The sequence below is a fragment of the Leisingera sp. M527 genome, from assembly GCF_025141525.1.
Classification (GTDB): Bacteria; Pseudomonadota; Alphaproteobacteria; order Rhodobacterales; family Rhodobacteraceae; genus Leisingera.
This window is the reverse complement of the sequence record NZ_CP081037.1, coordinates 1,593,310-1,618,256: the sequence shown is the minus strand read 5'-3', so window position 1 is coordinate 1,618,256 and position 24,947 is coordinate 1,593,310. Positions and strand designations below refer to the sequence as shown.

Here is a 24,947-nt window from a genome sequence, read left to right as displayed (position 1 = left end):
GCACAAGGCTATAGCCTGCGAGCCGCCGCGTCATGCAGCCGCGCGGTCCGCAACCTGCGCCAGCGCCCGCTCCACCAGTTCCGGCCCGGCCCCAGCGCGGCAGGCCCCCTCGGACAGCATCCGCCGCCATTGCCGCGCGCCGGGGCGGCCGGCAAACAGCCCCAGCATATGCCGGGTGATCTGGTTCAGCTTAGCGCCGTTGCCGAGCCGTTCTTCGATGTAAGGCAGCATAAGCATCACCGCCTCAGCAGAATCGCTTACAGAACCCGTCCCGAAAATCTCCGGGTCCGCAGCACAGAGAACCCCGGCCGGCTGGTGATAGGCCGAGCGGCCCACCATCACCCCGTCCAGACCGCGGTCCAGATGCGCCTTGGCCTCGGCCAGCGTCGCAATACCGCCGTTGATCGAGATATGCAGATCAGGAAACGCCGTCTTCATCCGGTGCACCAGATCATAATCCAAGGGTGGAATGTCCCGGTTTTCCTTAGGAGAAAGCCCCTTCAGCCAAGCCTTGCGAGCGTGGATCGTCACCCGCTGGCAGCCCGCCGCGCGGATTTTGTCCAGGAAGTCCGGCAGCACCTCATCCGGCTCCTGCTCATCGACACCAATGCGGCATTTGACAGTGACTTCAGCCTTCACAGCTGCCTGCATCGCTGCGACGCAATCTGCCACCAGTTCCGGGGTCTGCATCAGCACCGCACCAAAGGCGCCGGATTGCACCCGGTCACTGGGGCAGCCGCAGTTGAGGTTGATCTCGTCATACCCCGCCTGTTCGCCCAGCCGCGCGGCTTCTGCCAGTTCGTCCGGGTCAGACCCTCCAAGCTGCAAAGCAACGGGATGTTCGGCGGTATTGAAGTCCAGCAAATGCAACGCCCCGCCGCGCACCAGTGCCGGCGCGGTCACCATTTCGGTGTACAGCAGCGCCTCCCGGCTCAAGAGCCGGTGCAGATACCTGCAATCGGAGGTCGTCCAATCCATCATCGGCGCAATGGATAGGCGTGCAGCACGCCGAACGTCGGAAAACCCTGAATTTTCTTGGTTTCTTGGATTCACCATTTCGCGCGTTTTCCCCGTTTCGGCCCGATTTAGCCCCGTTTTTGGGTGCGGTGCTACAGAATGTAGCACCGACGGCGCCGTGTAGCACTTTTTTCGCCCCAAGTTCCAGCGCCCCATTTCGAGCACTGCCGGGCCACTACCCTGCCGCCAAGAAAGAGCTGAAGCTGAGGGGGCATTGAGACACCCGTGACCACACTGATGTTGCTGTTAGCCCGCCATGATGGGTGTGAAGAAGTTCCATTCCGACAAATGCCCAAGGACTACTTCGGGATCGAACCTGAGGCCCTTGAGCGAAAAGTTAAAATGGGGACGCTTCAACTCGGCCTGCCTTGTGAAAGCCTGAGAGCCATGCGCACAAGCAACGTGCCCCTAAGTGAGATCCCGCACGTTGGGTAAGGGACAGCAGGCTCAACTTTTTTCCTCAAGCAGGTCGGCTATGTACTTTTGAAGGCCAATATTGAAATCATCCAACGCGAAGTGGGCATTTAGGCCACCGCTAGGGTCAGGGTGCATTTAGGCCACCGCTAGGGTCAGGGTGCATTGATTTCCGATCTGCCGGGGAAGCTTATCAACTCCATCAGAAGGCTTTACGTTCTGGGGTTTTGGTCGCGAATCTGCGTCTGATCTGTGTTACAAAAACACAATCCAAGCCTCAGCTACGAAACTTGGTGCTGCAACCAGTGCTACAAAATCTGACACTACTCCAGACCCCCAATAAAATAAGGGGTTTCAGAGCCGCCCTGCCCCATCCATCAGAGTCCGAAGTTTAGTTTCACACTTCCCCATATGAACATGGGTGCAAATACCTGAACAGGGAACAACTTCCATTTTGGCCAGCTGCACCGGACTCCTTGCAGAACTCGCTGATTTTGCATCTTTGCGAAGCGATGCTGCTGTCGCCCATCTATTGCGCTTCGTTGCAAGAACCGGTTGCAGGGCGCTGCGAAGTATCAATTGCGGGGCAACAGAATGGAAACGATCTGTTCAAACCCCCTCGCCTTGGCGTGCTGAATTGGTGTGACACCGTCGCGGTCGCCTATGCTCTGATCTGCACCGGCTTGCACAAGCAGTTGGACGACCTCCTGGTGATCTGATCCTCCATCGCCCAGAACCACGGCCTCAATCAGGGCGGTCCAGTCCAGGTTGTTGACATGATCAAGCGGTGCACCCGCATCGATCAGGCGGCGGACCACCTCAACATGTCCCAAATGGGCGGCGGCGATCAAAGCGGTGCCGTCATAGGGGCTGGTGGTAAGCCCCGGGTCATTGCCCAGCTCGATGGCAAGCGACATAAGTTCAGGGTCGTCGTTCACCGCAGCAATGGTCACCACGTCGTAAGCCTGCCCCTCCAGAGCATTCATGCCGCCCCCCGCCTCAGCCAAGGCGCGCAGAGCGTCATCGTGTGAAGCATAGGCCGCGACATGGGCGGGAGTGCGGCCCCGGCGGTCCTGGGCATTAAGGTCGGCGCCCGCCGCGATAAGGCGGGCAATTTCCACAAGATCTCCGGTACGGGCGGCGCGATGCAATCCCCCATAGCTGGCGATCTCGGCCCCTGAGGGAGCAGTCTGCGCCTGCGCCGAAGCGGAAAAGACGCTCAGGATCAGAGCCAGAACACATTTCATCATATCAGACCTCTCTGTCGTAAGGGCACCTGCTACCTGAGTGGCAGGCTGCGCTCCGGTCATTCGGCGCCGATTGCATCCCGCCCGGCGCGTGCGCAGGCTTCGTCCAGGTGGCCGCCAGGTGCGCCACCAACCCCGATGCCGCCAACCAGCGCGCCACCGATCCTGATGGGCAGACCACCGCCTTGGATGACCATACGGCTGTTCATATGGCGCAGGCCATCATGCTGCGGATTCTCGCCAACAAAATTGGCCAAACCAGCAGTGCCGCGCCCCATTGACGCCGAAGTGAACGCTTTGCCGGGCAGCGGATGTGCGCCGGCGCCAGCATATCAGCCCGCTGCCTGCGCGGCAGCCCGCGGTTAGTGCAATAGGCAAATATTAAGACATATCGAATATGCTGAATTCAACTGACAGTATTTTTGCAGCAAGGATTCAGACTATGAGTATGCGATTTCTAGGGCATCTGCCGGTCAAAACAAAGATCGCCATTCTGGTGGCTGCCCCGCTGATGCTCTCACTGTGGTTCATGGGGCAGACACTGCTTCAGCTGAACAAAAACGCGCAGGTCAACACGGCCGAGGCCGGAGAGGTGATCGAGCATATGAGCAGCCTTGTTCACAATTTGCAACTGGAGCGTGGCCTCAGCGCCTCCTATTTGGAAAGCTCTGCCACCACCGCGCCGGACAAATTGGTCCAGGTCCGGTTGCAAAACAACACCGCGATGGAGGCCTATCTGGCCGAGATCAGTCACATTGATAAATCCCTCCTCCCGATTGAGGCAGTGCAGGCCATCCAATTTGCCCGGGCCGAACTGGCCAAGAAAAAAGACATCCGCAAAAAGATCGACGGGCACACGCTCTCGCTGAAGCGGACCCTTTCCTACTACACAGATCTGAACGCGGCCCTCATTCAAACCGGGCTGTCATTGGCTAAATCCATAGACAATCCGGTGATCTCGCAGGAGGCCGTCGCGCTGTCCTTTTTCATGCGCGCAATTGATGCCGCCGGGCTGGAACGGGCTGCCGGCGCTGCCGGCTTCAAGCATGGCTGGAAACCGGCCGACCGGGAGACCTTTGTCGCCTATCATGAAGTGTTCAAGGAACGTCTGTCGATGTTCATGGGCTTTGCAACTGCGGAGGACCGCGAAACCGTGAAGGGGCTGTTCACCTCGCCTGAAATGACAAAGTTCGAGGACGTCCGCAAAGGCATCCTAAACGGCGGGGCCCAGACCGAAATGACGGCTGAACAGTGGTTTGCGGCAGCCAGCAAAGCGCTGAAGGTGCTCCAGAAAAAAGAGGGGATCCTGATCGAGCACCTGGAACGGGACATGGCCGGATTCGATGCGGACAACAAGTTTCTGCTGGCGGAAATGGCAGTGTTCACCGGCGTGCTTCTGGTTGCGGTTTTGGGCCTTAGCGCGCTCATCGCACGCGACATGACCAAGAGCCTGTCGGTTCTGAATGGCGCGCTGAAGAAACTGGGCAGCGGCGAAACAGACGTTGACGTGCCAGGTGCAAACCGCCGGGACGAAATTGGTACGGTGGCCCGCAATGTGGTGGATCTGCGCACTGTGACCCAGCGCAAACAGGAAGAGCGTATGGAGGAGGAAAAGCAGCGCCGCGAAGAAGTCATGACTGTTGCACGCCGCATCGGCGAAGCGCTGATGGACCTCCAGCACAAACGTTTGGACAAGCCGATCAAAGAGTTTTTCCCGGAAGAGTTCAAATCGATCCGGATGGATATGAACGACTCGCTGCAGGCGCTGAGCGTATCAATCTCCAACATCGGCGAATTGACCAGCAGCGTTGACGAAAGCACCAAATCCATTGCCGAAGCCTCAATGGACCTGGCCCACCGCACCGAAGCGGAATCGGCCACGCTGGAGAAAACCACCCATTCGATCAGCGAGCTGACCGCTAATGTTCAGCAGTCGGCAGACAATGCCGGCCGGGCGGAACAATTGGCGGACAGCGCCCAGAACGGGGTTAAATCCTGTGATGCGGTGGTCAAGGATACCATTGTCGCCATGGACAAACTGCAGGAGTCCTCACAGGAAATCTCGCAGATCACCAAGGTGATTCAGGATATCGCATTCCAGACCAATCTTCTGGCACTGAATGCCGGGGTTGAGGCCGCTCGCGCCGGCGAAGCAGGCCGCGGGTTTGCCGTGGTCGCCAGCGAGGTGCGGATGCTGGCGCAGCGCTGCGCCGATGCAGTCCAGCAGATTGACGAGCTGACTGCACGCAGTTCGGAACAGGTCAAGAACGGCGCTGCACTGGTGGACCAAGCCGGCACTGCAATGTCGGAGGTAAACGATCAAGTCGCCGAGATTTCCAGCCTTGTCATTGAGATTGCCGGCAATATGAAGGAACAGTCTTCGCAAATGGGCGACGTCAACACTGCCGTTGGCGAGTTGGAGATGATGGCACAGCAAAATGCCGCTATGGCCGAGGAAACCACTGCTGCAACCACCTCACTGTCCGAGCAGGCCCAGGAACTGCGCGAACTGGTCCAGCAGTTTGCCGTCGGCGAGGTTGACCCGGCTCAGAACGCGCTGGGTGGTCCGGAGGCTTATGCGCCTCCAGTGGCGGCGATCGATTTTGATGCCGACGACTGGGAAGATCAGGATTTTGGCAGCAGCGCCGCAGCCTGATCCGCTAAGGACCGGAGTTAGGATGTTAATAAATTGGGCAGCCTCTGCGGCTGCCCTAATTGCTTTGCGGTATTGTTTTCCGGGTTCAGGCCCCGGCGCCGCGCAGCACCTCCAGCACCGTTTCCGGCGGAACGTCTCCCGTTACAAACGCCTCGCCGATGCCGCGGGCCAGGATAAACCGCAGCTGACCGGCAACAACTTTTTTGTCTTGTCCCATCAGATCCAGCAGCACCTCTGCCCCCGGCAGATCGCCCGGAATGTCGGCCAGATCGGTCTTCATGCCCATCGCCTTCAGATGGGCCCGCACCCGGCTGGGATCCTCCTGGGAACACAGCCCCAGCTTGGCCGACAGCTCAAACGCCAGGGCGCAGCCGATGGCCACGCCCTCGCCATGCAGCAGCCGGTCGGAATAGCCGGTGGCCGCCTCCAGCGCGTGGCAGAAGGTATGGCCCAGGTTCAGCAGCGCCCGGTCGCCCTGCTCGGTTTCGTCGCGCACGACAATATCCGCCTTCATCTGCACCGAACGCGCCACCGCCTCAACCCGCGCTGCGACGTCGCCCTCGGCCAGAGCGGGACCGTGTTCTTCGAGCCAGGCAAAAAATCCGGCGTCCCCGAGCAGCCCGTATTTCACCACCTCGCCGTAACCGGACAGGAAATCGCGCGGCGTCAGGGTCTCCAGAACGGATGTATCGGCCAGCACCAGCGCGGGCTGGTGAAAGGCTCCGATCAGGTTTTTGCCCTGGGGCGCATTGATGCCGGTCTTGCCGCCGACCGAGCTGTCGACCTGCGCCAAGAGCGAGGTCGGGATCTGCACAAACCGCACGCCCCGGCGCAGCACCGCAGCGGCAAATCCAGCCAGGTCGCCGATCACACCGCCGCCAAAGGCCACAACCACGTCGCCCCGCTCGACCTTCTGCTCCAGCAGCCATTCCACCGCGCGGGTGAACTGCGGCCAGCCCTTGGTCGCCTCGCCCGGCGGCAGCGCCAGCGCGGTCATCTCAACACCTGCGGCTGCCAGCCCGGCGCGCAGACCCTCCAGGTGCTTTTCCGCCACGGTCTCGTCTGTCAGCACCGCCACCTGCGGCCGCTTCAGCAACGGTTTGATCCGCTCCCCCGCCTGCGCCAGCAACCCGGGGCCGATCACCACATCATAGGCCCGCCCGTCCAGAGGCACGTGAACCCTGCGTTCCATCATGTCCACTCCAATACATCGGGGCGTGCCTGCAAGGCTTCCAGCACCCGGTCAACCATGGTTTCAATTGCCGCCTGGCCATCTGAGACAACGGTCAGATCCGCCTTGGCATAAAGCGGCACCCGGTCGCGGTACAGGCCGCTAAGGGTCGCACGCGGGTCGGCTGTGCGCAGCAGCGGCCGGGTGTCGCGGTGGCGCACCCGGTTCCAAAGAACCTCCAGATCGGCCTGCAGCCAGACCGAGACCCCTTTGGCGGTTATCACATTGCGGTTTTCTTCCGCCAGAAACGCACCGCCGCCCGTCGACAGGACACCGCGTTCCTCCTCCAGCAGGCGCGCGATCACCTGGCGTTCCTTTTGGCGGAAGAACGGCTCGCCGTCGCGGGCAAATATCTCGGGGATGGTCATGTTGGCAGCGGCCTCGATTTCATGGTCGCTGTCCAGGAAAGGCACATCCAGCCGGGCCGCCAGCGCCCGCCCCACGGCGGTCTTGCCGGCGCCCATCATGCCCACCATCACGATGGTCTTCTTCAACTTCCCCGGCACCGGGCCTGCTGCCTTCTGGCCGCTGCTTTGCTCTTTTTCGCTCATTCTTCAGTGAATGACGTGATCTTGCGGAAAAGGGAATATATAACTTGGGCAAAAGAGCAGGAAACAGGCTTTGGATATACCATGGGGCGATTGATTAAGTATCTGGTCTATTTGGCGGTTCTGGCGGCTATCGGGCTGGTGGGCTATGCCTATGTAGGGCCTTGGTTCGGTGCGGATTTCCGCGCGCCCAGCACTGAGGTGCGCAAACCGGTGGTGCTGAATGCGGATTAGGGCGGCTGCCGCCGGGGTGGTGATGGCGGGCAGTGCGCTTGCAAATGAACCCCTGGCGGCGATTGACTGGCTGAACCAGCCACAGCCGCGCAACGGGCTGCCAGGCACTGTGCTGCTGGAGCCGCCAGTGGCAGGCACGGCTGCATTTCCGTCCGTTTCGGTCACACCATTGGAAACACTGGTGCCGCCCATCGGGCTGGTTCCGGCCTCGGCAACCGGCCTGCCGGCCGATCTGTGGCGCGGCAGCGCTGCCGATGATGTGAGCCATCTGATTGAAACCGTTCCAGTGCGCGGCAGCCCGGCGATGCAGGCGTTGCTGTTCACACTGCTGCTGTCGGAATCCCGGCCGCCGTCCGCGGCAGGCGACCGGATTCTGCTGGCCCGGCTGGACCGGCTGCTGGCGCTGGGGGCCACGGATCCCTCCCAGGCTCTGGTTGAACATGCAGGCCCCACGGACAGCAAGGACCGTTTCACGCGCTGGTTTGACGCCACCCTTTTGACCGGCAGCGAGGACGCCTCTTGCGCCGCCCTCACCGCCTCGCCGCATCTGTCAGACAGCTACGCGGCCAGGATCTTTTGCGCAGCGCGGCGCAGCGACTGGCCCACGGCAGCACTGATGATGGAAACTGCCCACGCGCTGGAGCTGCTGCCCGAAAACCAGATGCAGCTTCTTGACCGTTTTTTGAACCCCGATCTATTTGAGCAGGCGCCGCCGCTGCGCCGCCCGGCGGATCCGGACCCGCTGACCTTCCGCCTGTTCGAGACCATTGGCGAGGCGATGCCCACCGCGCCCTTGCCACCGGCCTTTGCCGCGGCAGATCTGCGCGACATTGCCGGCTGGAAGGCGCAGCTGGAGGCGGCAGAGCGGCTGGCGCGAGCCGGGGCGCTCAACCCCAATCAGTATCTTGGCCTGTTCAGCGCCCGTAAACCCGCCGCTTCCGGCGGGATCTGGGACCGGGTTGCAGCGGTTCAGCAGCTGGAAAGCGACCTTGGCTCCGGCAACGCAGAAGCCATTGCCCGCTCGCTGCCCCGCACCTGGGATGCGATGCAACAGGCGGGCACTGAAACTGTGTTTGCCGACCTCTTTGGCGAGCCGCTGGCGCGGGCAGGCCTGAGCGGCCGGACCGCCGCGCTGGCCTGGCGCATCCGCCTGTTGTCGCCGTCTTATGAATTGGCCGCGCATGATGCCCAGGCCGCCGGCGCAAATGACCCGTTCCTGGCAGCCCTGGCCCAGGGCCGGCCTGGTGACGCTGCCGCCCCGTCGCCGATGGCTAAAGCCATAGCATTGGGGTTTGACACAACCGCCCCGGTGCCGCCCGCGATCCGGCAAATACTGAACAACGGCCAGCTGGGCGAAGCGATCCTGCGCAGCATGGTGCTGTTTGCCCAAGGCGCCGACGGCAATCTGGGCGACCTGACCGCGGCGCTGGCCGCGTTCCGCGCTGTCGGGCTGGAGGACACCGCCCGCCGCGCCGCCTTGCAGCTGATGCTGCTGGAGCATCAGTAACATGGCGCCCCCACGGGAAAATTTCCAATGGATATCAACCTTCCTCGACGCCCAGGCGGCCGAAGCGGGCGCCTCGCAGAACACGCTTCTGGCCTATGGCCGCGACCTTAAGGACCTGACCGCCTGGCTGGAACACCGCACCCTGGGTTTCCTGACAGCCCGCCAGGACGACATCGAGGCCTATCTGATCAACTGCGACGCGCAAGGACTGGCGCGGTCCACCCGGGCGCGCAGGCTGTCGGCGGCCAAGCAGATCTACCGCTTTGCGTTTGAGGAAGGCTGGCGCGAAGACAATCCGGCAATCCAGATCCGCGGCCCTGGACGTGAAAAACGCCTGCCCAAAACACTGGAGGTCATCGAGGTTGACCGGCTGCTGGATGCCGCGCGCCAAACCGGCCGCAGCACCGCAGACCGGCTGCGCAACACCTGTTTGATGGAGCTGCTCTATGCCACCGGAATGCGGGTTACCGAGCTGGTCTCGCTGCCGGTTTCCGCCGCCCGCGGCGACCCGCGGATGCTGCTGATCATGGGCAAGGGCGGCAAGGAGCGCATGGTGCCGCTGTCGCCGCCCGCACGCGACGCGCTGGCCGTCTGGCTGGCCACTCGCGACGATACCGAGGCAGCGCATGTAGCAAAGGGCAAGCCCGCCTCGCGGTTCCTGTTCCCCTCCCGCGGCAAGTCCGGCCACCTGACCCGGCACCGCTTTTACCTGCTGATCAAGGAACTGGCGGTTACCGGCGGCGTGTCTCCGGACAAGGTCACGCCGCACACGCTGCGGCATGCCTTTGCCACGCATCTGTTGGCCAATGGCGCCGACCTGCGCGCAATCCAGGCGCTGCTCGGCCACGCCGACATCGCCACCACCGAAATTTACACCCATGTGCTGGACGCCCGCCTGCAGGAACTGGTGCTGGAGCATCACCCGCTGGCCAAGGATACGCGCTGACGCGCCGCTAGAACTTGAAGCGCCTGCGGCAAACCCCCATAAATGCAGCGAACCTTCAACTGACCGGATCTCTGGACCTCTCATGGACACTGCCTCCACCGTACTCGACAGCGCCTTCTGGACCACTGCCGGGGCCATCGTGCTGCTGCTTGTCCTGTCCGGTTTCTTCTCCGGCTCGGAAACTGCGCTGACAGCTGCCTCGCGCGGGAAACTGCGCAGCCAGGCCGATAAAGGCTCGCATGGGGCGCAAAGGGCGCTCAGCGTGACCGAAGACAGCGAAAAGCTGATCGGTTCGGTCCTGCTGGGCAATAACCTTGTCAACATTCTGGGCACCTCGCTGGCGACTGCCCTGTTTACCCGGGCTTTTGGCGAAAGCGGCGTCGCCCTGGCGACCCTGGTGATGACCGTGCTGGTGCTGGTCTTTGCCGAGGTGCTGCCCAAGACTTATGCCATTTCCAACGCCGAAAAAGCCGCCGCCGCCGTAGCGCCGGTGATTGGCGTGCTTGTCACCCTGCTGGCGCCGGTGGTGGGGTTGGTCCGGCTGCTGGTGCGCGGTGTCTTGCTTGTCTTCGGCGTGCGGATTGATCCCGACAGCCACATCATGGCGGTGCGCGAGGAAATTGCGGGCGCGCTGCATCTGGGCCACTCCGAAGGTGTGGTCGAAAAAGAGGACCGAGACCGCATTCTGGGCGCGCTGGATCTTTCCGACCGCTTTGTCGAAGAAATCATGCTGCACCGCTCCCATATCGAGATGATCGACGCCAACGCCGAGCCGGACACTATCCTGGAGCAATGCCTGCAAAGCCCCCACACCCGGCTGCCGGTGTTTCGCGGCGAGCAGGAAAACATTATCGGCGTGGTTCACGCCAAGGACCTGTTCCGGGCGATGTATGAACAAGCCGGCGGTGCGGACGGCGATGCAGGCAAGCTCAAGTTCTTTGATATCTCCGGGGTCGCCAAGGCCCCGTATTTTGTGCCCGAAACCACCACGCTGGACGAGCAGATGCGCCAATTCCTGCGGATGCGCTCGCATTTTGCGCTGGTGGTGGATGAATACGGCGCGCTGCAGGGGCTGATCACACTGGAGGATATTCTGGAAGAAATCGTCGGCGAGATCACCGATGAATTCGACCCCGACGAGGAAAGCATCGTCAAGAAAACCACAGATGGCTCCTATCTGGTCGATGGCGTCACCACCATCCGCGACCTGAACCGCGCCACCGACTGGAACCTGCCCGATGAGGAGGCCAATACCATTGCCGGCCTCGTCATCCACGAGGCTCAGATGATTCCGACCACAGGCCAGGTGTTCTCCTTCCATGGGTTCCGCTTTGAAGTGACCGAGCGGGAAGGCAACCGGGTGACCGGTCTCAAGATCCGGCCCTTATCGTGACCGGGATCCACGCATGACCCGTGCGGCGGTGCTGGCCTGGGGCTGGTTCGACAGCATCATCCTGGACCTGTTCCGCCAGCTGCGCTGGTCCTTCCTGCCGCCGCTGCTGATCTATTTCGCCTATGGCGCGCAGGGCATCACCACCGTCACCGCGTCGTTTTTCGTTAAAGAATACCTGGACTTTTCCGCCGCTTTTCTGGCGGGATTGGCATTTTGGGTCGGCCTGCCCTGGGCCCTGAAGATGCCGCTGGGGCATCTGGTCGATCTGATCTGGCGCTGGAAATACCTGCTGATCCTGCTGGGGGCCGGGCTGATGGCCGGCAGCTATGGCATCCTTGCGGCCATCGTGCTGGAACCTGCGGTGATGGGCACCGTGATGCCGCTGGGCGCCTGGTATGTCACCGCCGCGCTGCTGGCCCCTTGCGGATATGTGCTGCAGGATGTGGTGGCCGACGCGATGTCGGTCGAGGCCGTGCCCCACACGGATGACCACGGCCGCCCCCTGCCCGAGGCTGAAACCAAATCCCTGCACACAACCATGCAGACCTTTGGCCGCATCGCGCTGATCGGCGGCTCCAGCGCCGCTGCCGCGCTGAACGTTGCCCTCTTCGACGGTGCCGATGCGCTGCCGCAAGCGGCAAAGGGCGCGCTTTACGGCTTTGTTTTCAGCCTCGCCCTGCTGATCCCGGTTATCTCGCTGTCAGGGGTGGCGCTGGCAATCTGGCAAAAATGGCGCAAGGCTGCCCTGCTGCGCCGCGCCGGTGTGGCCGAGGCTGAGATCCGCACCCGCATCGAGCTGCCCCGCGAACCGGTCGCCCCCAACCGCTGGTACTTCATCGGCGGCGGCGCCTTTGTCGCGCTGTCGCTGGCTGTGGGACTGGGCGATGTGCCCTATTCGCAGGAAATCGTCTTTGCCGGCTCCATGGCCATCGTGCTGTTCCTGATGAGGCAGCTGGTCTCGGTGCTGCCAACGGACCAGGCCCGCGCCCTGATCGGCACTGCCATCATCATTTTTGTCTACCGCGCCACGCCCCTGCGCGGCCCCGGCGCCACCTGGTTTGAAATCGACGTGCTGGGGTTCGACCAGCAGTTCCTGTCAGTCCTGGCCCTGATCACCTCGCTGCTGACCCTGGCGGGCATGCTGATCTTCCGCCCGATGATGGCCAGCCGCCCGATCACCTGGATCGTCGCCTTTCTGGCGATCACCGAGGCCGTCCTCAGCCTGCCCAACATCGCGCTTTATTACGGCGCCCACCACTGGACCGCCGCGATAACCGGCGGCGTGGTCGACGCCCGCTTCATCGCCATGGTCGACACCGCCGTGGAATCCCCGCTGGGCCAGGTCGCGATGATCCCGATGCTCGCCTGGATCGCCCGCAACGCGCCCTCGGGGCTGAAAGCCACCTTCTTTGCGGTCATGGCCTCCTTTACCAATCTGGCGCTGTCGGCCTCCAGTCTCGGCACCAAATACCTGAACGAAATCTTCCAAGTGACCCGCGAGGTGACAGATTCGGCAGGCACCATCACCACAGCCGCCGATTATTCCCAGCTGGGCATGCTGCTGATCACCGTTGGAGCAATCCTCCTCCTGGCACCGCTGACCGCAATATTCGTCATTCAGAACAGCCGCTTCCGCACCTCCGAGTAACGAAACCGCAGCCTGGCTGCCTGTAAGCGGCATACGGTGCCGTTTTTCTGCTGGACTACTGTTCACTTCTGTACAGAATGCGGGCAACACCTATTCAGGGAGGCCCACATGAAAACCACTACCCGCGTGGCAGTTATCGGCGGCGGCGTCGTCGGCTGCTCAGTCCTGTATCACCTGACCAAGCTCGGCTGGTCCGACGTCATGCTGATCGAACGTTCGGAATTGACCTCAGGCTCCACCTGGCACGCGGCGGGCGGTTTTCATACGCTCAACGGCGACACCAACATGGCGGCGCTTCAGGGCTACACCATCAAGCTGTATAAAGAGCTGGAAGCCATCACCGGCATGTCCTGCGGGTTGCACCACGTCGGCGGCGTCACCCTGGCCGAGACCCAGGAACGCTTCGACATGCTGAAAGCAGAGCGCGCCAAACACCGTTTCATGGGCCTAGAGACCGAAATCGTCTCCCCCGAAGAAATCAAGAAGATCGCTCCCGTCACCAACATCGACGGCATTGTCGGCGGGCTGTACGATCCGCTTGACGGCCACCTCGACCCCTCCGGCACCACTCACGCCTATGCCAAGGCTGCCCGCATGGGTGGCGCCACGATTGAGACCCACTGCAAAGTCATTGAGACCAACCAGCGCCCCGACGGCACCTGGGATGTAGTGACCAACAAGGGCACCATCCACGCCGAACATGTGGTCAACGCAGGCGGCCTCTGGGCGCGTGAGGTCGGCGCCATGGCCGGCGTCTACATGCCGCTGCACCCGATGGAGCACCAGTACATCGTCACCGACGAAGTACCGATGATCGCCGAAATCATCGACGGCGGCGGCGAGCACCCGCATGTGATGGACCCGGCCGGCGAAAGCTACCTGCGCCAAGAGGGCCGCGGCCTCTGCATCGGCTTTTACGAGCAGCCCTGCAAACCCTGGGCCGTGGACGGCACCCCCTGGGACTTCGGGCATGAGCTGCTTCAGGACGACTTCGACAAGATCGAGGACTCCATCGCCTTTGCTTACAAACGCTTTCCGGCGCTGGAGGCTGCTGGCGTGAAATCGGTGATTCACGGCCCCTTCACCTTTGCCCCGGACGGCAATCCTCTGGTCGGCCCGGTGCCCGGAATGCGCAATTACTGGTCCGCCTGCGCAGTGATGGCCGGCTTTAGCCAGGGCGGCGGGGTCGGCCTGATGCTGGCCCAGTGGATGATCAACGGCGAATGCGAGCGCGACACTTTTGCGATGGACTGCGCCCGCTTCGGCGGCTGGATTACCCCGGGCTACACCCGCCCGAAAGTCATTGAGAACTATCAGAAACGCTTCTCCATCGCCTATCCGAACGAGGAGCTGCCCGCCGCCCGCCCGTTCCGTACCACCCCGATGTACGACATCTTTGATGGCATGGGTGCCGTCTGGGGCGCGCAATACGGCATGGAGGTCCCGAACTACTTCGCCCAAGGCGATGAGCCGCGCTATGAGACCCCGTCCTTCCGCCGCTCCAACGCTTTTGAGGCCACCGCGCGTGAAGTCAAAGCCGTGCGCGAACATGTCGGCATCAACGAAGTCCACAACTTCGGCAAATACCTGATCAAAGGTGCGGGTTCGCGCGCCTGGCTCGACCGCATCATGGCCGGTCGGGTGCCGAAACCGGGCCGTCTGTCGCTGACCCCGATGCTGTCCCCCAAAGGCCGCCTGATCGGGGATTTCACTATCTCCTGTCTTGGAAAATCCGGGGCGGAAGAAGAATTCCAGCTCACCGCCTCCTACGGCAGCCAAGCCTACCACATGCGCTGGTTCCTGCAGAACCTGGACGATGGCGTGACCCTGGAAAACATTTCCGACACCCGCAACGGCTTCCAGATCGCAGGCCCCAAAGCCCGCGAGGTGCTGCAGGCCTGCACCCGGACCGATATCTCTGACATGCGCTTCATGGATGTGCGCCGCCTGACCGTGGGCATGGCTGATTGCATCGTACAGCGGGTCAGCTACACCGGTGATCTGGGCTATGAAATCTACTGCGACCTGCCTTCGCAACGCGCCCTCTGGGATGCGCTGTGGACCGCAGGTCAGCCGCACGGCATGAAGCCTTTTGGAATGCGGGCGATGATGTCGCTGCGCCTGGATAAGTTCTTCGGCTCCTGGCTGCGGGAATTCTCACCCGATTACACCGCCGCCGAAACCGGGCTGGACCGCTTCATCTCCTTCAAGAAACCCGTTGATTTCATCGGCCGCGCGGCGGCAGAGGCGGAACGCGACACAGGCCCCGCGCGCCAGCTCTGCGCCTTCGAGGTCGAAGCAGACGACGCCGATGTGGTTGCCTATGAGCCGATCTGGCTCGACGGCGCGGTTGTAGGCTTCTGCACCTCCGGCGGCTATTCGCACCATGCGCAAAAATCCATCGCGCTGGGGTTTGTCCCCACGGGGACAGCCAAGGAAAACCTGGAAGTGGAGATCGAAATCCTCGGCAAGATGTACAAGGCCCGCCTGATCATCCAGCCACTGTTTGACGCAGACGGCGCCCGGATGCGGGGCTGAGGCCCAAAAGCACCGGATTCAGGTCAGCCCGCCTGACCTGAATCCGCCCTGTTGCCACAGCAACGCACGCTAACGCCGCGAAACCCGCGCAACACATAGGTCAACGGCCGCACCCGAATGTTTCGCGCGCGAAACATTCGGTCAACCCTGCTGACCTATGCGGCTTTCACTGGCCCCCGCCCTTCTTCTTTGCAAAAATACTCCCGCCGGAGGCATCCGCCATTGCGGCCAAGAACCAAGGACCGGGTTGCATGACCGCCATCACCATTCTCCTGCTCGCCGCCGGCGCCTCGTCACGGATGCAAGGCCGGGACAAGCTGATGGAGGATGTGGACGGCCAGCCTCTGCTTGCTCTGATGTGCCGCCGTGCCGCGCTGACCGGGCTGCCGGTGTTTGTGACCTTGCCCAGCGAAACCCATCCCCGTGCGGCCGCAACCGGCAGCACGATCCCGGTCCCGGTTCCCGACGCGGCTGAGGGCATGGCCGCCTCGATCCGCCGCGGAATCGCAGCACTGCCTGAACAGACTAAGGCCGTGATGATCCTGCCCGCCGACATGCCAGATATCACAACCCAGGACATGCTGCATCTGGCTGCGCATTTTCACGGTGCGGACAGCCCCGTCCTGCGCGCCGCTTCCGAGGACGGCATCCAGGGCCACCCGGTGCTGTTTCCGCGCGGCTGCTTTGCTGCGCTGAAAACCCTTAGCGGCGACCAGGGTGCCCGCAGCCTCCTGACATCCGAACCGGTGCAGATGGTGCCGCTGCCAAAGAAACATGCGGTGACCGATCTGGACACGCCCGAAGACTGGGCCGCTTGGCGCCTGCACCGCTGACACCCCCGCGAATGCAGAGAAGGCAGGGCACAAGACCCTGCCTTCCTGCGCTTTGCTCTTCTCTGCCGTTTCCCCCAAAACAGCAGCAGCATTTCTCAATGCACGAGCAGATGCGCCTCGTGTTTCCGCAAAGACCGGCGTGCCGCGGAATAGGCTGCCCGGCCCTTCTCCGACTTAAGGTCCGGGAACAGCTCGAACAATTCGTTGCGCTGCGCGTTGTCCAGCCCGCGCAGGGACTGATCGCCGGGCTGAAAGCTCTCGGTCCAGGCGCCATCGGACAGCACAACCTCATGCTGATCGAACATGAAATGGATATAGGTCACCTCGGTGGTCTCTACCGTGTCGACCCCCGTAAGCCCGGTCAGATGCTTGGCCGCCACCAGAACCTCGCGGTCCTCGAAGTACAGCGCCGTCTTGTCGTTGGCGACCAGCACCCGGTGATTGGGGCTGACCATCATGTCGCGCTCCGGCAGGCCATTGCCCAGGGCGCCCTGGCGGATCAGTACCGGTTGCAAATGCGCGGCGCTGTTCAACTCCAGGTCCTGCAGCGTGCGGGTACCGATCCAGCGGATTTCCTGAATGCCGTTGTCGCGGGTGATCACCCGGTCGCCGGCCTGCAGGTCTTCGACCCGGCGTTCCCCCAGAGGCGTGGCGATCAGCGTGCCGGGCGTGAAGCAGGGAATGATCTGCTCAATCTCGCCAAACGTCATGGAGCCGGTCACAGCCCCGTCGCCATCAAGGAAGTTGACGGTTCCCGAGATGCTGTTGCCATCCGCGTCAACGGTGACACCGCTAAGTTCAAACGGGCCGCTGCCGGTCAGATCCAGGGTGTCGAAATCGTCGCCGCCCGAGCCGCCGTCAACTTCGTCGCCGGCATTGCCGCCCAGGAAGGTATCGCGCCCGGCGCCGCCGGACAGGGTATCGGCGCCCTGGCCGCCGGTGATCAGGTCATTGCCCGCCCCGCCGCGGACGATATCGTCATCAATACCGGCATCAATGGTGTCATGACCGGAGCCGCCGGAAATGTCGTCGTCGTCGTCCTGGCCAAAGATCAGGTCGTTGCCCGAACCACCGTCAATCGTGTCCATGCCGTTGGTCGGGTCCGGATCCGCCGGGCGGCCATCGCTGCCGTCATCTGTAATGTTCAGCCCATCCGGGAAGGATGGGTTCAGCCCGCCATAGATGGTGTCGCTGCCGCCGCCGCCGAGCAGGATGTCGGAGCCTTCGCCGCCGGTCAGAACGTCAGCCTGGGAGCCGCCGTCGATGGTGTCATCGTCGATGCCGCCATCAATCACATCCATGCCCGAGCCGCCGTCGATCAGGTCAGCGTCATCCCCAGTAGAGATGGTGTCATTGCCGGCGCCGCCCAGAACGGTATCGCGGTCGTCGAACGGATCGGCATCCGCCGGAATAAAGGGAATGTCGGGATCGGTGCCGGTGTAGCCCGGAAAGCCGCGGTCCGGCAGCGGGATGCCGCTGTCCTTGGAGGTGTCGATCACATCATCGCCGTCGCCGCCCTCAACCGAGTCGGAGCCGTCACCGCCGTCAATGGTGTCATCGCCGCCGCCGCCAAGAATGGTGTCGTCGCCTTCGCCGCCGGTCAGGCTGTCGTCGCCCGGCACAACCGGATCAGAAGGATCCGATGAGTAGTCGAAATGCGCATTGTCGAGCGTTGTGCCGGAGCTGCCCAGGTCAATGATCAGCTTCACGTCATTGAAATCATTGTCGCCAAGGTTGTGCGTATCTTCGAACCCCAGCTGAACCGAGCCGTCCGGGAATTCAAAGATCCCTTTGGTGTGGTCCAGCCCGTCCGTGTTCAGGCCGGCGTTGGCGCCATAGCCGGACGAGTAATAGGTGCCATGCGAGCTGACGATGCCGACGCCGACAAAGGCGCCTTCGGGCGCATCGTAACTAAAGGTCTCGCCGACATCTGCATTTGCATTCTGCGACAGCATCACGACATTGCTGATCTCGCCGGTCGACGGATCGATGGTGTAGGCAAAGACCTTGTTCTGGAAGGCCGCGCTGGTCGAGGAGATGGTGATCTTGACCGGTTCATTGCTGCCGGAGACGCCATCGCCCAGGATCAGATCATCGCCGCTGCCGCCGTCGACAGTATCATCGCCTGAGCCGGCATAGATGCTGTCATTGCCGCTGCCTGCGATGATGACATCATCATCCGGCCCCGCCGCCGGGCCGGTGGCATCGGCGTTATCAACCATGTCGCCTTCCGGATCGCCGGTGTAAGCCGCGTTGATCAGGTCATCCCCCGAGGTGCCCTCAACAATTCCGTTTAAGGCCGCATTCGGCATATCGGTACTCTTCGCCATCACTCTCTCCTCACCGGTCTGGCCCCAAACCCACCGTTCGGGCCAGCCGGACAGCCGCACAGCCATGCGGAACTTCGCAGTCAAAACACCAGCCCAAGCGGAGAGAGGGCCAGAACGCGCAAACGCTCTGGAGTGCACGCCGGAACAGCGCACAGCCGATAAGCAAAAGCTCTTAGATCAGTGGTATGCAGGCATCAGCAGCCCAGGGACTTAAGCTAAATTTTAGCAGTCCACCACAGTCCAGCAGCTCGCAGAACTCGCCCCCCCAATGGGCTAGAACATGCATACGTTAGGTACCTCCGGCCACAAAGCCAAAAAATTGCCTAAAATTCCCCCCATTCCGCCATTCGGGGCAATTGAGACGGCGTAAGCCGGTGCCGGATTATGATGATTGTCTCGGAAACCGGATACAATCCGAGGGCCAAACTTACACTTCCAGCACAAATTTCCCGCACTCGTTGCTTGAGGGAGTGAAATTGTTTCCAAATCCGAAACAAGGACAAAATACGGCGGCACCACCGGTTTTCCGCTCCCTCAGCAAGCTGCCCTAAGGGAAATGGCGTGGAATTGATTTCAATCCTTGCCGTTTGCAAAGTTTGTTTCTCAATGCGGCCGGAATGCCGGGCAGGTCTTTCGAATCAGACGGCCTATGCGGAAGGTCATCGCAGCCGTGCGGAAAAGTAAATAACGCTGAAGAGTTTATTCAATCCGCCGGCATCTGTCCGCTGACCGGCCTGCCCCAGATGCAAGAACAGCCGCTGCAACGCGCTTTTCTTTGCCTGCTAAGCCATGCCTGAAGCAACTGATGTTCTTTGACAATGTGGGTTATGGCGGAGAGACAGGGATTCGAACCCTGGAGACGGTTTCCCGCCTACACACTTTCCAGGCGTGCGCCTTCGACCACTCGGCCACCTCTCCGTGAGGGGGCTTTTGAAGGATCACAGGGGGAAATGCAAGGGCCGAAATGGCAAAAAATGCACTCCGGCCCGCATTCTTTTTCAAGTCTCCAAATGCAGGTAGACGCGGCGGTTCTGCTTGCCCTTTTTCTCCACCTTGCCAAGGCGGATTTTGCCGATTTCACCAGTGCGTTTCACATGGGTGCCGCCGCAGGGCTGCAGATCAATCTGCTGGTCAGCGGTGCCGATGCGGACAAGCCGCACCTGCCCTGCCCCGCGCGGCGGCGAGACGGACATGGTTTTCACCAGCTGCGGGTTGGCGTCGAGTTCGGCATCAGTGATCCAGTCCTCGGTCACTTCAAGATCACGGTCAATGAGCGCCTGCAGCTGGTCCTGCAGCGCCTGCTTATCCGCGGGCGCCTCAGGCATGTTGAAATCGAGCCGGCCTTTGTCTGCGCTGATCGAGCCGCCGGTCACTTCCAGCGGGATCACCACTGATAAAAGATGCAGCGCAGTGTGAACCCGCATGTGGCCATAACGGCGGTCCCAGTCCAGGACCTGGGTGACCGTAGTGCCTTCGGCAGGCAATGGTTCATCTTCATGCGGGACCAGAACCACCGCGCCGTCTTCACCTTTGACAGTGGTGGCAATGGTGCATTGGCCATCACCCCACAAAAGCTGGCCGCTGTCGCCCGGCTGGCCGCCGCCGGTGGCGTAGAACAGGGTCCGGTCCAGGATCAGCCCGCCCTGTTCCGTATGGGCCAGCACCAGGGCTTCGGTCATCCGGGCATAGGCGTCCTTGCGGAATAGCAGGTCACTTGTCGGCATCGGCATCTCCATCAGCATCTTCTTCGGGGTCCTGCTGCACATCCGCCAGATCCGGCTTCAGCGGAGCAGATGCGGGTGCGCCAGCAGGTGCGGAAGCGGACGCCGCGGCAGAGGTTGCCGGTTTGTCCGGGGTCAGCGCCTCGGGGTTACGGATCCAGATGTCGCGCTGCATGAAGGGGATTTCGATCCCTGCTTCGTCGAACCGTTTTGAGATTTCATAATTCATGTCGGATTTCACCGACAGAACCCAGTTCACATCGCGCAGGATTGCCCGGATCTCAAAATCCAGACTGTCGGCGCCAAAGCCCTGGAACACCACGCTGGGCGCCGGGTTGAGCAGTACCATCGGATGCGCCTTGGCGACCTCGTTCAGGATTGCCTCCACCTTGCGCGGATCGGTGCCATAGGCGACGCCCACCGGCACAATCACCCGGCCCACGGTGTTGCCGCGGGTGTAGTTGGTAACGGTGCCCGAGATCAGGTCCGAGTTCGGCACGATCACGTCGGAGCGGTCGAAGGTTTCGATCCGGGTGGAGCGTACCGAGATGTCGCGCACATAGCCCATCAGCCCGCCGACCTCGATCCAGTCGCCTTTGGATATCGGGCGTTCGATCAGCAGGATAATGCCGGAAACAAAGTTCGACACGATGGTCTGCAGGCCAAAGCCGATACCAACCGACAGCGCACCGGCAACGATGGCCAGCGACGACAGGTCCAGCCCTGCCATCGAGATGGCGATAACAGCTGACAGGAAGATGCCGACATAGCCAAGGCCGGAGGTAATCGCGTTCTGACCGCCCGGGTCGATCTTGGTCTTGGGCAGCAGCGAATTGCGCAAGGAGCCCTGCACCAGCCGCGTCAGCGCATAGCCAACGGCAAAGACCACCGCAAACGTCAGGAAAGCGGTTGGAGAGATCTTTGTGTCGCCGATCTGGAACCCTTCCAGGAACTGCGACCACAGCTCAGTCAGATCTGCGATCCGTGCGCCCCAGATCAGCGCCACCAGCGGCAAGGCCAAAGCCGCCAGCACAAAGCCGATCATCACCGCAAACAGTGAGTCCCGCGCCTCGGACCCTTTGCCGGAAAGCCAGCCGTAGAGGTCGCCCAGGAAGCGCTGCAGCACCAGCAGCGCGGCCAACAACGCCAGGGTGGACACAGCGGGGTAAATCAGCGCCTCAGCTGCGTTCACATAACCAAAGGCCGCCAGCACCGGCGACACAAACCCCAGCAAATAGGTGGCACGGCGCACCAGATTCATGATCCGGTTGGCACCGGCAGCAATGGCGCCGTCGTCTTCGGTCTCATCGCTGCTTTGCTGCTGACGCCGCTTGGCACCGATCCGGTGCAGGCGCAGCAGAACCAGGGCCGCGCCCATAATCAGCGGGAAGCTGGCCACCGCATGGGCCTCAGCCGGGATGCTGTCGATGTTTTCCAGCTGGGTCAGCGCATCCTGCAGAACCAGGATCACCGCCAGAATATCGACCATCAGCCGGGTTTCATTCAGCCGCCCCTCTTGCACCGGAACCAGATCGTTCTCGATGCGGCTGGAGAACAGCTGGTTGCCCAGCCAGTGGAACGACAGCAGCAGCAGCGCCCAGCCGGGCACATAGTCCAGCAGGATCGACCCGCGGATGCCAAGCACCCCGGACAGGTCCACCGCTGCGGTCAGGCAGATGATGCCGATAAAGGGCAGGATCACCTCCAGCAGCGAGACCACAAAGCCCCAGACACCGCGGCCCGAGCTGCCGAACTGGCGCAGGTAGTCGCCCGCCGCATGGGCCCAGGGCCGGCCGCGGAACACCAGCAATGCTGCGATCAGCAGCAGCAACAGCAGTGCCGGCAGGCTGTTCTGCACCCGTTCAGCCGTGGTGGCGCTGCCCACCTTGGAGGCGGTTTCGTTCCACAAGGAGCTGCCCGAACGGGTCAGAGAACGCAACGCCCCGGCCCAGTTTTCCGGGTTGAACGGCGAGGGTCCGCGTTCCAGCAGTCTGCGGGTGCGGCGCTCGCGGATGATCTTGTCAATCTCGGTGATCAGCCCGTTGGCACGGCTGTAGGCCTCTTCCGAAACGATACGCGGAACCTTGAGGTCCTTCAGCTGCTGTTCCAGCGAGCGGCGCAGCTGGGCGATATCCTCGGGCTCGCTCTCGCCCTCGCCGGGCGCCGGGCCAAGCGCGCCAAGCTGGCCTTCGAGCGTCTGAATACGGTCGCCGTTATCGGTGCGCGCCGCCAGGAAATTCTGCCGGTAGGTGGTAAGCTCTTTGCGCAGCGCTTCCATAGCGGCGCTGGAGGCCCGTCTGGCGTCGATGACCTCTTCCGCACGGTTGGCGGTCTTGAGCCAGTCCTGATAATAGGCGCGGGATTCAGCAGTCAGCTGAGCCAGCGCAGGCAAAGCGAGGCCGGCCATCAAGGCCAGCCCCAGCAAAGCAGTCCGCAAAGCGGTTATGATAGGTGTCATACGTCCTCAAATACGCCTGGAATCGACGCGGGCGTGTGGGTCATCCACTCTGGCACCGGCAGGTTCTTCTCCCGCAGGAAATCCGGATTGAACAACTTGGACTGGTAGCGGGTGCCATAGTCGCACAGAACGGTGACAATGGTTTTACCCGGACCCATGTCCTTGGCCATACGCACAGCGCCGGCAATGTTGATGCCCGAAGACCCGCCCAGCACCAGGCCTTCCTCGTGCAGCAGATCAAAGACATAAGGCACCGCCTCGGCATCCGGCACCTGATAGCTGAAGTCCGGCGTGAAGCCCTCCAGGTTCTTGGTGATCCGGCCCTGGCCGATGCCCTCGGTGATGGAGCTGCCTTCGGAGGCCAGCTCACCCGTGGTGTAAAAGGAATAGAGAGCTGCCCCCAGCGGATCGGCCAGACCAACCTTGACGCCTTTGGGCTGCAGTGCTTCGGCCACCCCTGCCAGGGTGCCGCCGGATCCGACCGCGCAGACAAAGCCGTCCACCTTGCCGCTGGTCTGTTCCCAGATTTCCGGGCCGGTGGTTTCCACATGGGCCTGGCGGTTCGCCACATTGTCGAACTGGTTGGCCCAGATCGCACCGTTCGGTTCGCTCTTGGCCAGTTTCTCTGCCAGACGCTGGGAATAGCGCACATAGTTGTTGGGGTTGCGGTAAGGGGCCGCAGGCACCTGGACCAGCTGGGCGCCAGCCAGGCGCAGCATGTCTTTCTTCTCTTCCGACTGGGTTTCCGGGATCACAATCACCGTCTTGAACCCCATCGAGGCGCCAACCAGCGCCAGACCGATACCGGTGTTGCCGGCAGTGCCTTCGACAATGGTGCCGCCGGGTTTCAGATCGCCGCGGGCAATGGCATCCTTGATGATATAGAGCGCGGCACGGTCCTTGACCGACTGGCCCGGATTCATGAATTCGGCCTTGCCCAGGATCTCGCAGCCGGTCTCTTCGCTGACGCGGTTCAGGCGGATAAGAGGTGTGTGGCCGATGGCATCAGCCAGATCGCGTGCAATGCGCATGGTATCCCTTTCGATCGTTCCCCCAAGGTGTAACTAAGCGCCCCGGCGTTCACAAGGCGCGAAGCGGTCAGGACGGTGCGTTGCGCAGCCGCTCACGATGGCGTGACAGCCACAGTGCAGCAGTGACCAGCGGCATGTCCTGATAGATCTGCGCATCCACGCCCTGCATCAATTCGTCATAGCTAAGGACCTGGCTGCGGATATCCTCGCCCTCCCCGGCGACACCGCCGCCGCCATTGACGTCAGAAAGGTCAGATATACCGATGAAAACATGAATGAATTCCGCCAGCGCGCCGCTGGACGGATAAACCTGCGCCACCGGCTCCAGGCGCTGGACAGTGACGCCTGCCTCCTCTTGCGCCTCGCGGATCGCGGTGTCCTCGGGCGTCTCGCCGGGGTCGATCACGCCTGCGACCGGCTCCCACATCCAGGGGTGCGCCTCGCCCATGATAAAGGGCGGTGCGCGGAATTGCTCCACCAGCAGCACCTGATCGCGGACCGGATCATAGGGCAGCAGCACTGCCGCATGGCCTGCCATCGCGGCAGAGCGCTCCATGACCGGGCTGAGACTGCCGTCAAAGCGGCGGTACTGCAGGTTCATTTCTTCCATCGCAAAGAAATTCAGATAGGCGCGGTTGTGGCTGTGGACGATCACGTCCTTTGACAGGTCATGCTCCGGATCACCGGGGCGCGCCTGCGCCTCCAGCCAAGCGGCAGCGCGGCGGCGGACCGAGGGGAAGCAGCGGGCCACCTCTTCGGCGGTCATGCGGCCATGATAAGACATCACCTCTTCAGCGGCGCGCAGGGACAGCGCGCCCCATTTCCGTACCCAGGCCGCCAGATCCCACGGCTCAGCGGTTTGCCACAGGCCGGGTTCGGGGAAATAGACCTCCGCCGGGGCGGTGCTGCCGTCCTCCAGCTGAACCGAAACCGGTTTCAGCGCATAGCCGAAGCCGCCCTCGTAAAAGTTGAGCGCATCCAGATCGGCAGGCGACAGGTCCTGTACCAGAACACCGTCAGCCGTGGCCCCGGCGCGTGCCTCAATCGCTGGGAACGGCTGGCCAACCACCTGATAGACACCATGGCCGGACAATTTTGCACCCTGCGCGTTCAGCGCAGCACCGCTGCGGCCCAGCACCAGTTCAAGCAAAGGGATATGGCGCAGCGTGCCAAAGAAAAAGAGATCAGCCACGGA

The 24,947-nt window shown here is 62.2% G+C and carries 18 protein-coding genes and 1 tRNA gene; 8 read left to right on the top strand and 11 right to left on the bottom strand.

From position 1 onward, the window contains the following. Positions 1 to 30 precede the first annotated feature (30 nt). From dusA to K3555_RS08075, 3 genes are all read right to left on the bottom strand, one after another. Entirely contained in the window at positions 31 to 981 is a 951-nt protein-coding gene (gene dusA / locus K3555_RS08085; RefSeq protein WP_260008078.1) for a tRNA dihydrouridine(20/20a) synthase DusA, read from the bottom strand. Positions 982 to 2,006: 1,025 nt separating this feature from the next. Then, on the bottom strand, positions 2,007 to 2,681 hold the full coding sequence (locus K3555_RS08080; protein WP_260008077.1) for an ankyrin repeat domain-containing protein: 675 nt from the start codon (positions 2,679 to 2,681) through the stop codon (positions 2,007 to 2,009). A 56-nt stretch (positions 2,682 to 2,737) separates the two neighbouring features. Continuing rightward, the gene (locus tag K3555_RS08075; RefSeq protein WP_260008076.1) at positions 2,738 to 2,956 is read right to left on the bottom strand and encodes a heme-binding protein; all 219 of its coding nucleotides are present in this window, start codon (positions 2,954 to 2,956) and stop codon (positions 2,738 to 2,740) included. Positions 2,957 to 3,120: 164 nt separating this feature from the next. On the opposite strand from K3555_RS08075, the gene K3555_RS08070 reads away from it, so the two are divergent. Then, positions 3,121 to 5,334 carry a methyl-accepting chemotaxis protein gene (locus tag K3555_RS08070; RefSeq protein ID WP_260008075.1) on the top strand — a complete coding sequence of 738 codons (2,214 nt, stop codon included), beginning with the start codon at positions 3,121 to 3,123 and terminating at the stop codon, positions 5,332 to 5,334. An 85-nt stretch (positions 5,335 to 5,419) separates the two neighbouring features. On the opposite strand, the gene aroB is transcribed toward K3555_RS08070, so the two are convergent. Both aroB and K3555_RS08060 read right to left on the bottom strand, forming a co-directional pair. After that, positions 5,420 to 6,526, bottom strand: a complete 1,107-nt coding sequence (gene aroB, locus K3555_RS08065) for a 3-dehydroquinate synthase (protein WP_260008513.1) — start codon at positions 6,524 to 6,526, stop codon at positions 5,420 to 5,422. After that, on the bottom strand, positions 6,526 to 7,116 hold the full coding sequence (locus K3555_RS08060) for a shikimate kinase (RefSeq protein WP_259991762.1): 591 nt from the start codon (positions 7,114 to 7,116) through the stop codon (positions 6,526 to 6,528). The genes aroB and K3555_RS08060 overlap by 1 nt, the downstream gene beginning before the upstream one ends. A gap of 81 nt (positions 7,117 to 7,197) precedes the next feature. Here K3555_RS08060 and K3555_RS08055 point away from each other — a divergent pair, with 81 nt between their 5' ends. The 7 genes from K3555_RS08055 (at position 7,198) to K3555_RS08025 (ending at position 16,212) form a co-directional block, all read left to right on the top strand. After that, positions 7,198 to 7,347, top strand: coding sequence for a hypothetical protein (locus K3555_RS08055; protein WP_169730813.1), 150 nt, complete (start codon positions 7,198 to 7,200; stop codon positions 7,345 to 7,347). Next, positions 7,337 to 8,854 (top strand): hypothetical protein, encoded by a 1,518-nt coding sequence (locus tag K3555_RS08050; RefSeq protein ID WP_260008074.1) that lies wholly within the window; start codon positions 7,337 to 7,339, stop codon positions 8,852 to 8,854. Before K3555_RS08055 ends, K3555_RS08050 begins: the two co-directional genes overlap by 11 nt. Position 8,855: 1 nt before the next feature. Continuing rightward, on the top strand, positions 8,856 to 9,800 hold the full coding sequence (locus tag K3555_RS08045) for a site-specific tyrosine recombinase XerD (RefSeq protein ID WP_260008073.1): 945 nt from the start codon (positions 8,856 to 8,858) through the stop codon (positions 9,798 to 9,800). A gap of 82 nt (positions 9,801 to 9,882) precedes the next feature. Then, the gene (locus tag K3555_RS08040) at positions 9,883 to 11,193 is read left to right on the top strand and encodes an HlyC/CorC family transporter (RefSeq protein ID WP_259991755.1); all 1,311 of its coding nucleotides are present in this window, start codon (positions 9,883 to 9,885) and stop codon (positions 11,191 to 11,193) included. 13 nt (positions 11,194 to 11,206) lie between these two features. After that, entirely contained in the window at positions 11,207 to 12,841 is a 1,635-nt protein-coding gene (locus K3555_RS08035) for a hypothetical protein (RefSeq protein WP_260008072.1), read from the top strand. Between the two features lie 108 nt (positions 12,842 to 12,949). After that, on the top strand, positions 12,950 to 15,379 hold the full coding sequence (locus K3555_RS08030; protein WP_260008071.1) for an FAD-dependent oxidoreductase: 2,430 nt from the start codon (positions 12,950 to 12,952) through the stop codon (positions 15,377 to 15,379). A gap of 251 nt (positions 15,380 to 15,630) precedes the next feature. Next, positions 15,631 to 16,212 (top strand): NTP transferase domain-containing protein, encoded by a 582-nt coding sequence (locus tag K3555_RS08025; RefSeq protein ID WP_260008070.1) that lies wholly within the window; start codon positions 15,631 to 15,633, stop codon positions 16,210 to 16,212. A 95-nt stretch (positions 16,213 to 16,307) separates the two neighbouring features. On the opposite strand, the gene K3555_RS08020 is transcribed toward K3555_RS08025, so the two are convergent. From K3555_RS08020 to K3555_RS07995, 6 genes are all read right to left on the bottom strand, one after another. Then, entirely contained in the window at positions 16,308 to 18,542 is a 2,235-nt protein-coding gene (locus K3555_RS08020) for a Hint domain-containing protein (RefSeq protein ID WP_260008069.1), read from the bottom strand. An 828-nt stretch (positions 18,543 to 19,370) separates the two neighbouring features. Further along, positions 19,371 to 19,460 (bottom strand) — tRNA-Ser (locus K3555_RS08015). Positions 19,461 to 19,540: 80 nt separating this feature from the next. Next, positions 19,541 to 20,266, bottom strand: a complete 726-nt coding sequence (locus K3555_RS08010; RefSeq protein WP_259991745.1) for an alanyl-tRNA editing protein — start codon at positions 20,264 to 20,266, stop codon at positions 19,541 to 19,543. Next, entirely contained in the window at positions 20,253 to 22,721 is a 2,469-nt protein-coding gene (locus K3555_RS08005; protein ID WP_260008067.1) for a DUF3772 domain-containing protein, read from the bottom strand. Before K3555_RS08005 ends, K3555_RS08010 begins: the two co-directional genes overlap by 14 nt. Continuing rightward, entirely contained in the window at positions 22,718 to 23,752 is a 1,035-nt protein-coding gene (locus K3555_RS08000) for a cysteine synthase A (RefSeq protein WP_259991741.1), read from the bottom strand. The genes K3555_RS08005 and K3555_RS08000 overlap by 4 nt, the downstream gene beginning before the upstream one ends. 67 nt (positions 23,753 to 23,819) lie before the next feature. Next, positions 23,820 to 24,944 carry an NUDIX domain-containing protein gene (locus tag K3555_RS07995; protein ID WP_260008066.1) on the bottom strand — a complete coding sequence of 375 codons (1,125 nt, stop codon included), beginning with the start codon at positions 24,942 to 24,944 and terminating at the stop codon, positions 23,820 to 23,822. Positions 24,945 to 24,947 lie beyond the last annotated feature (3 nt).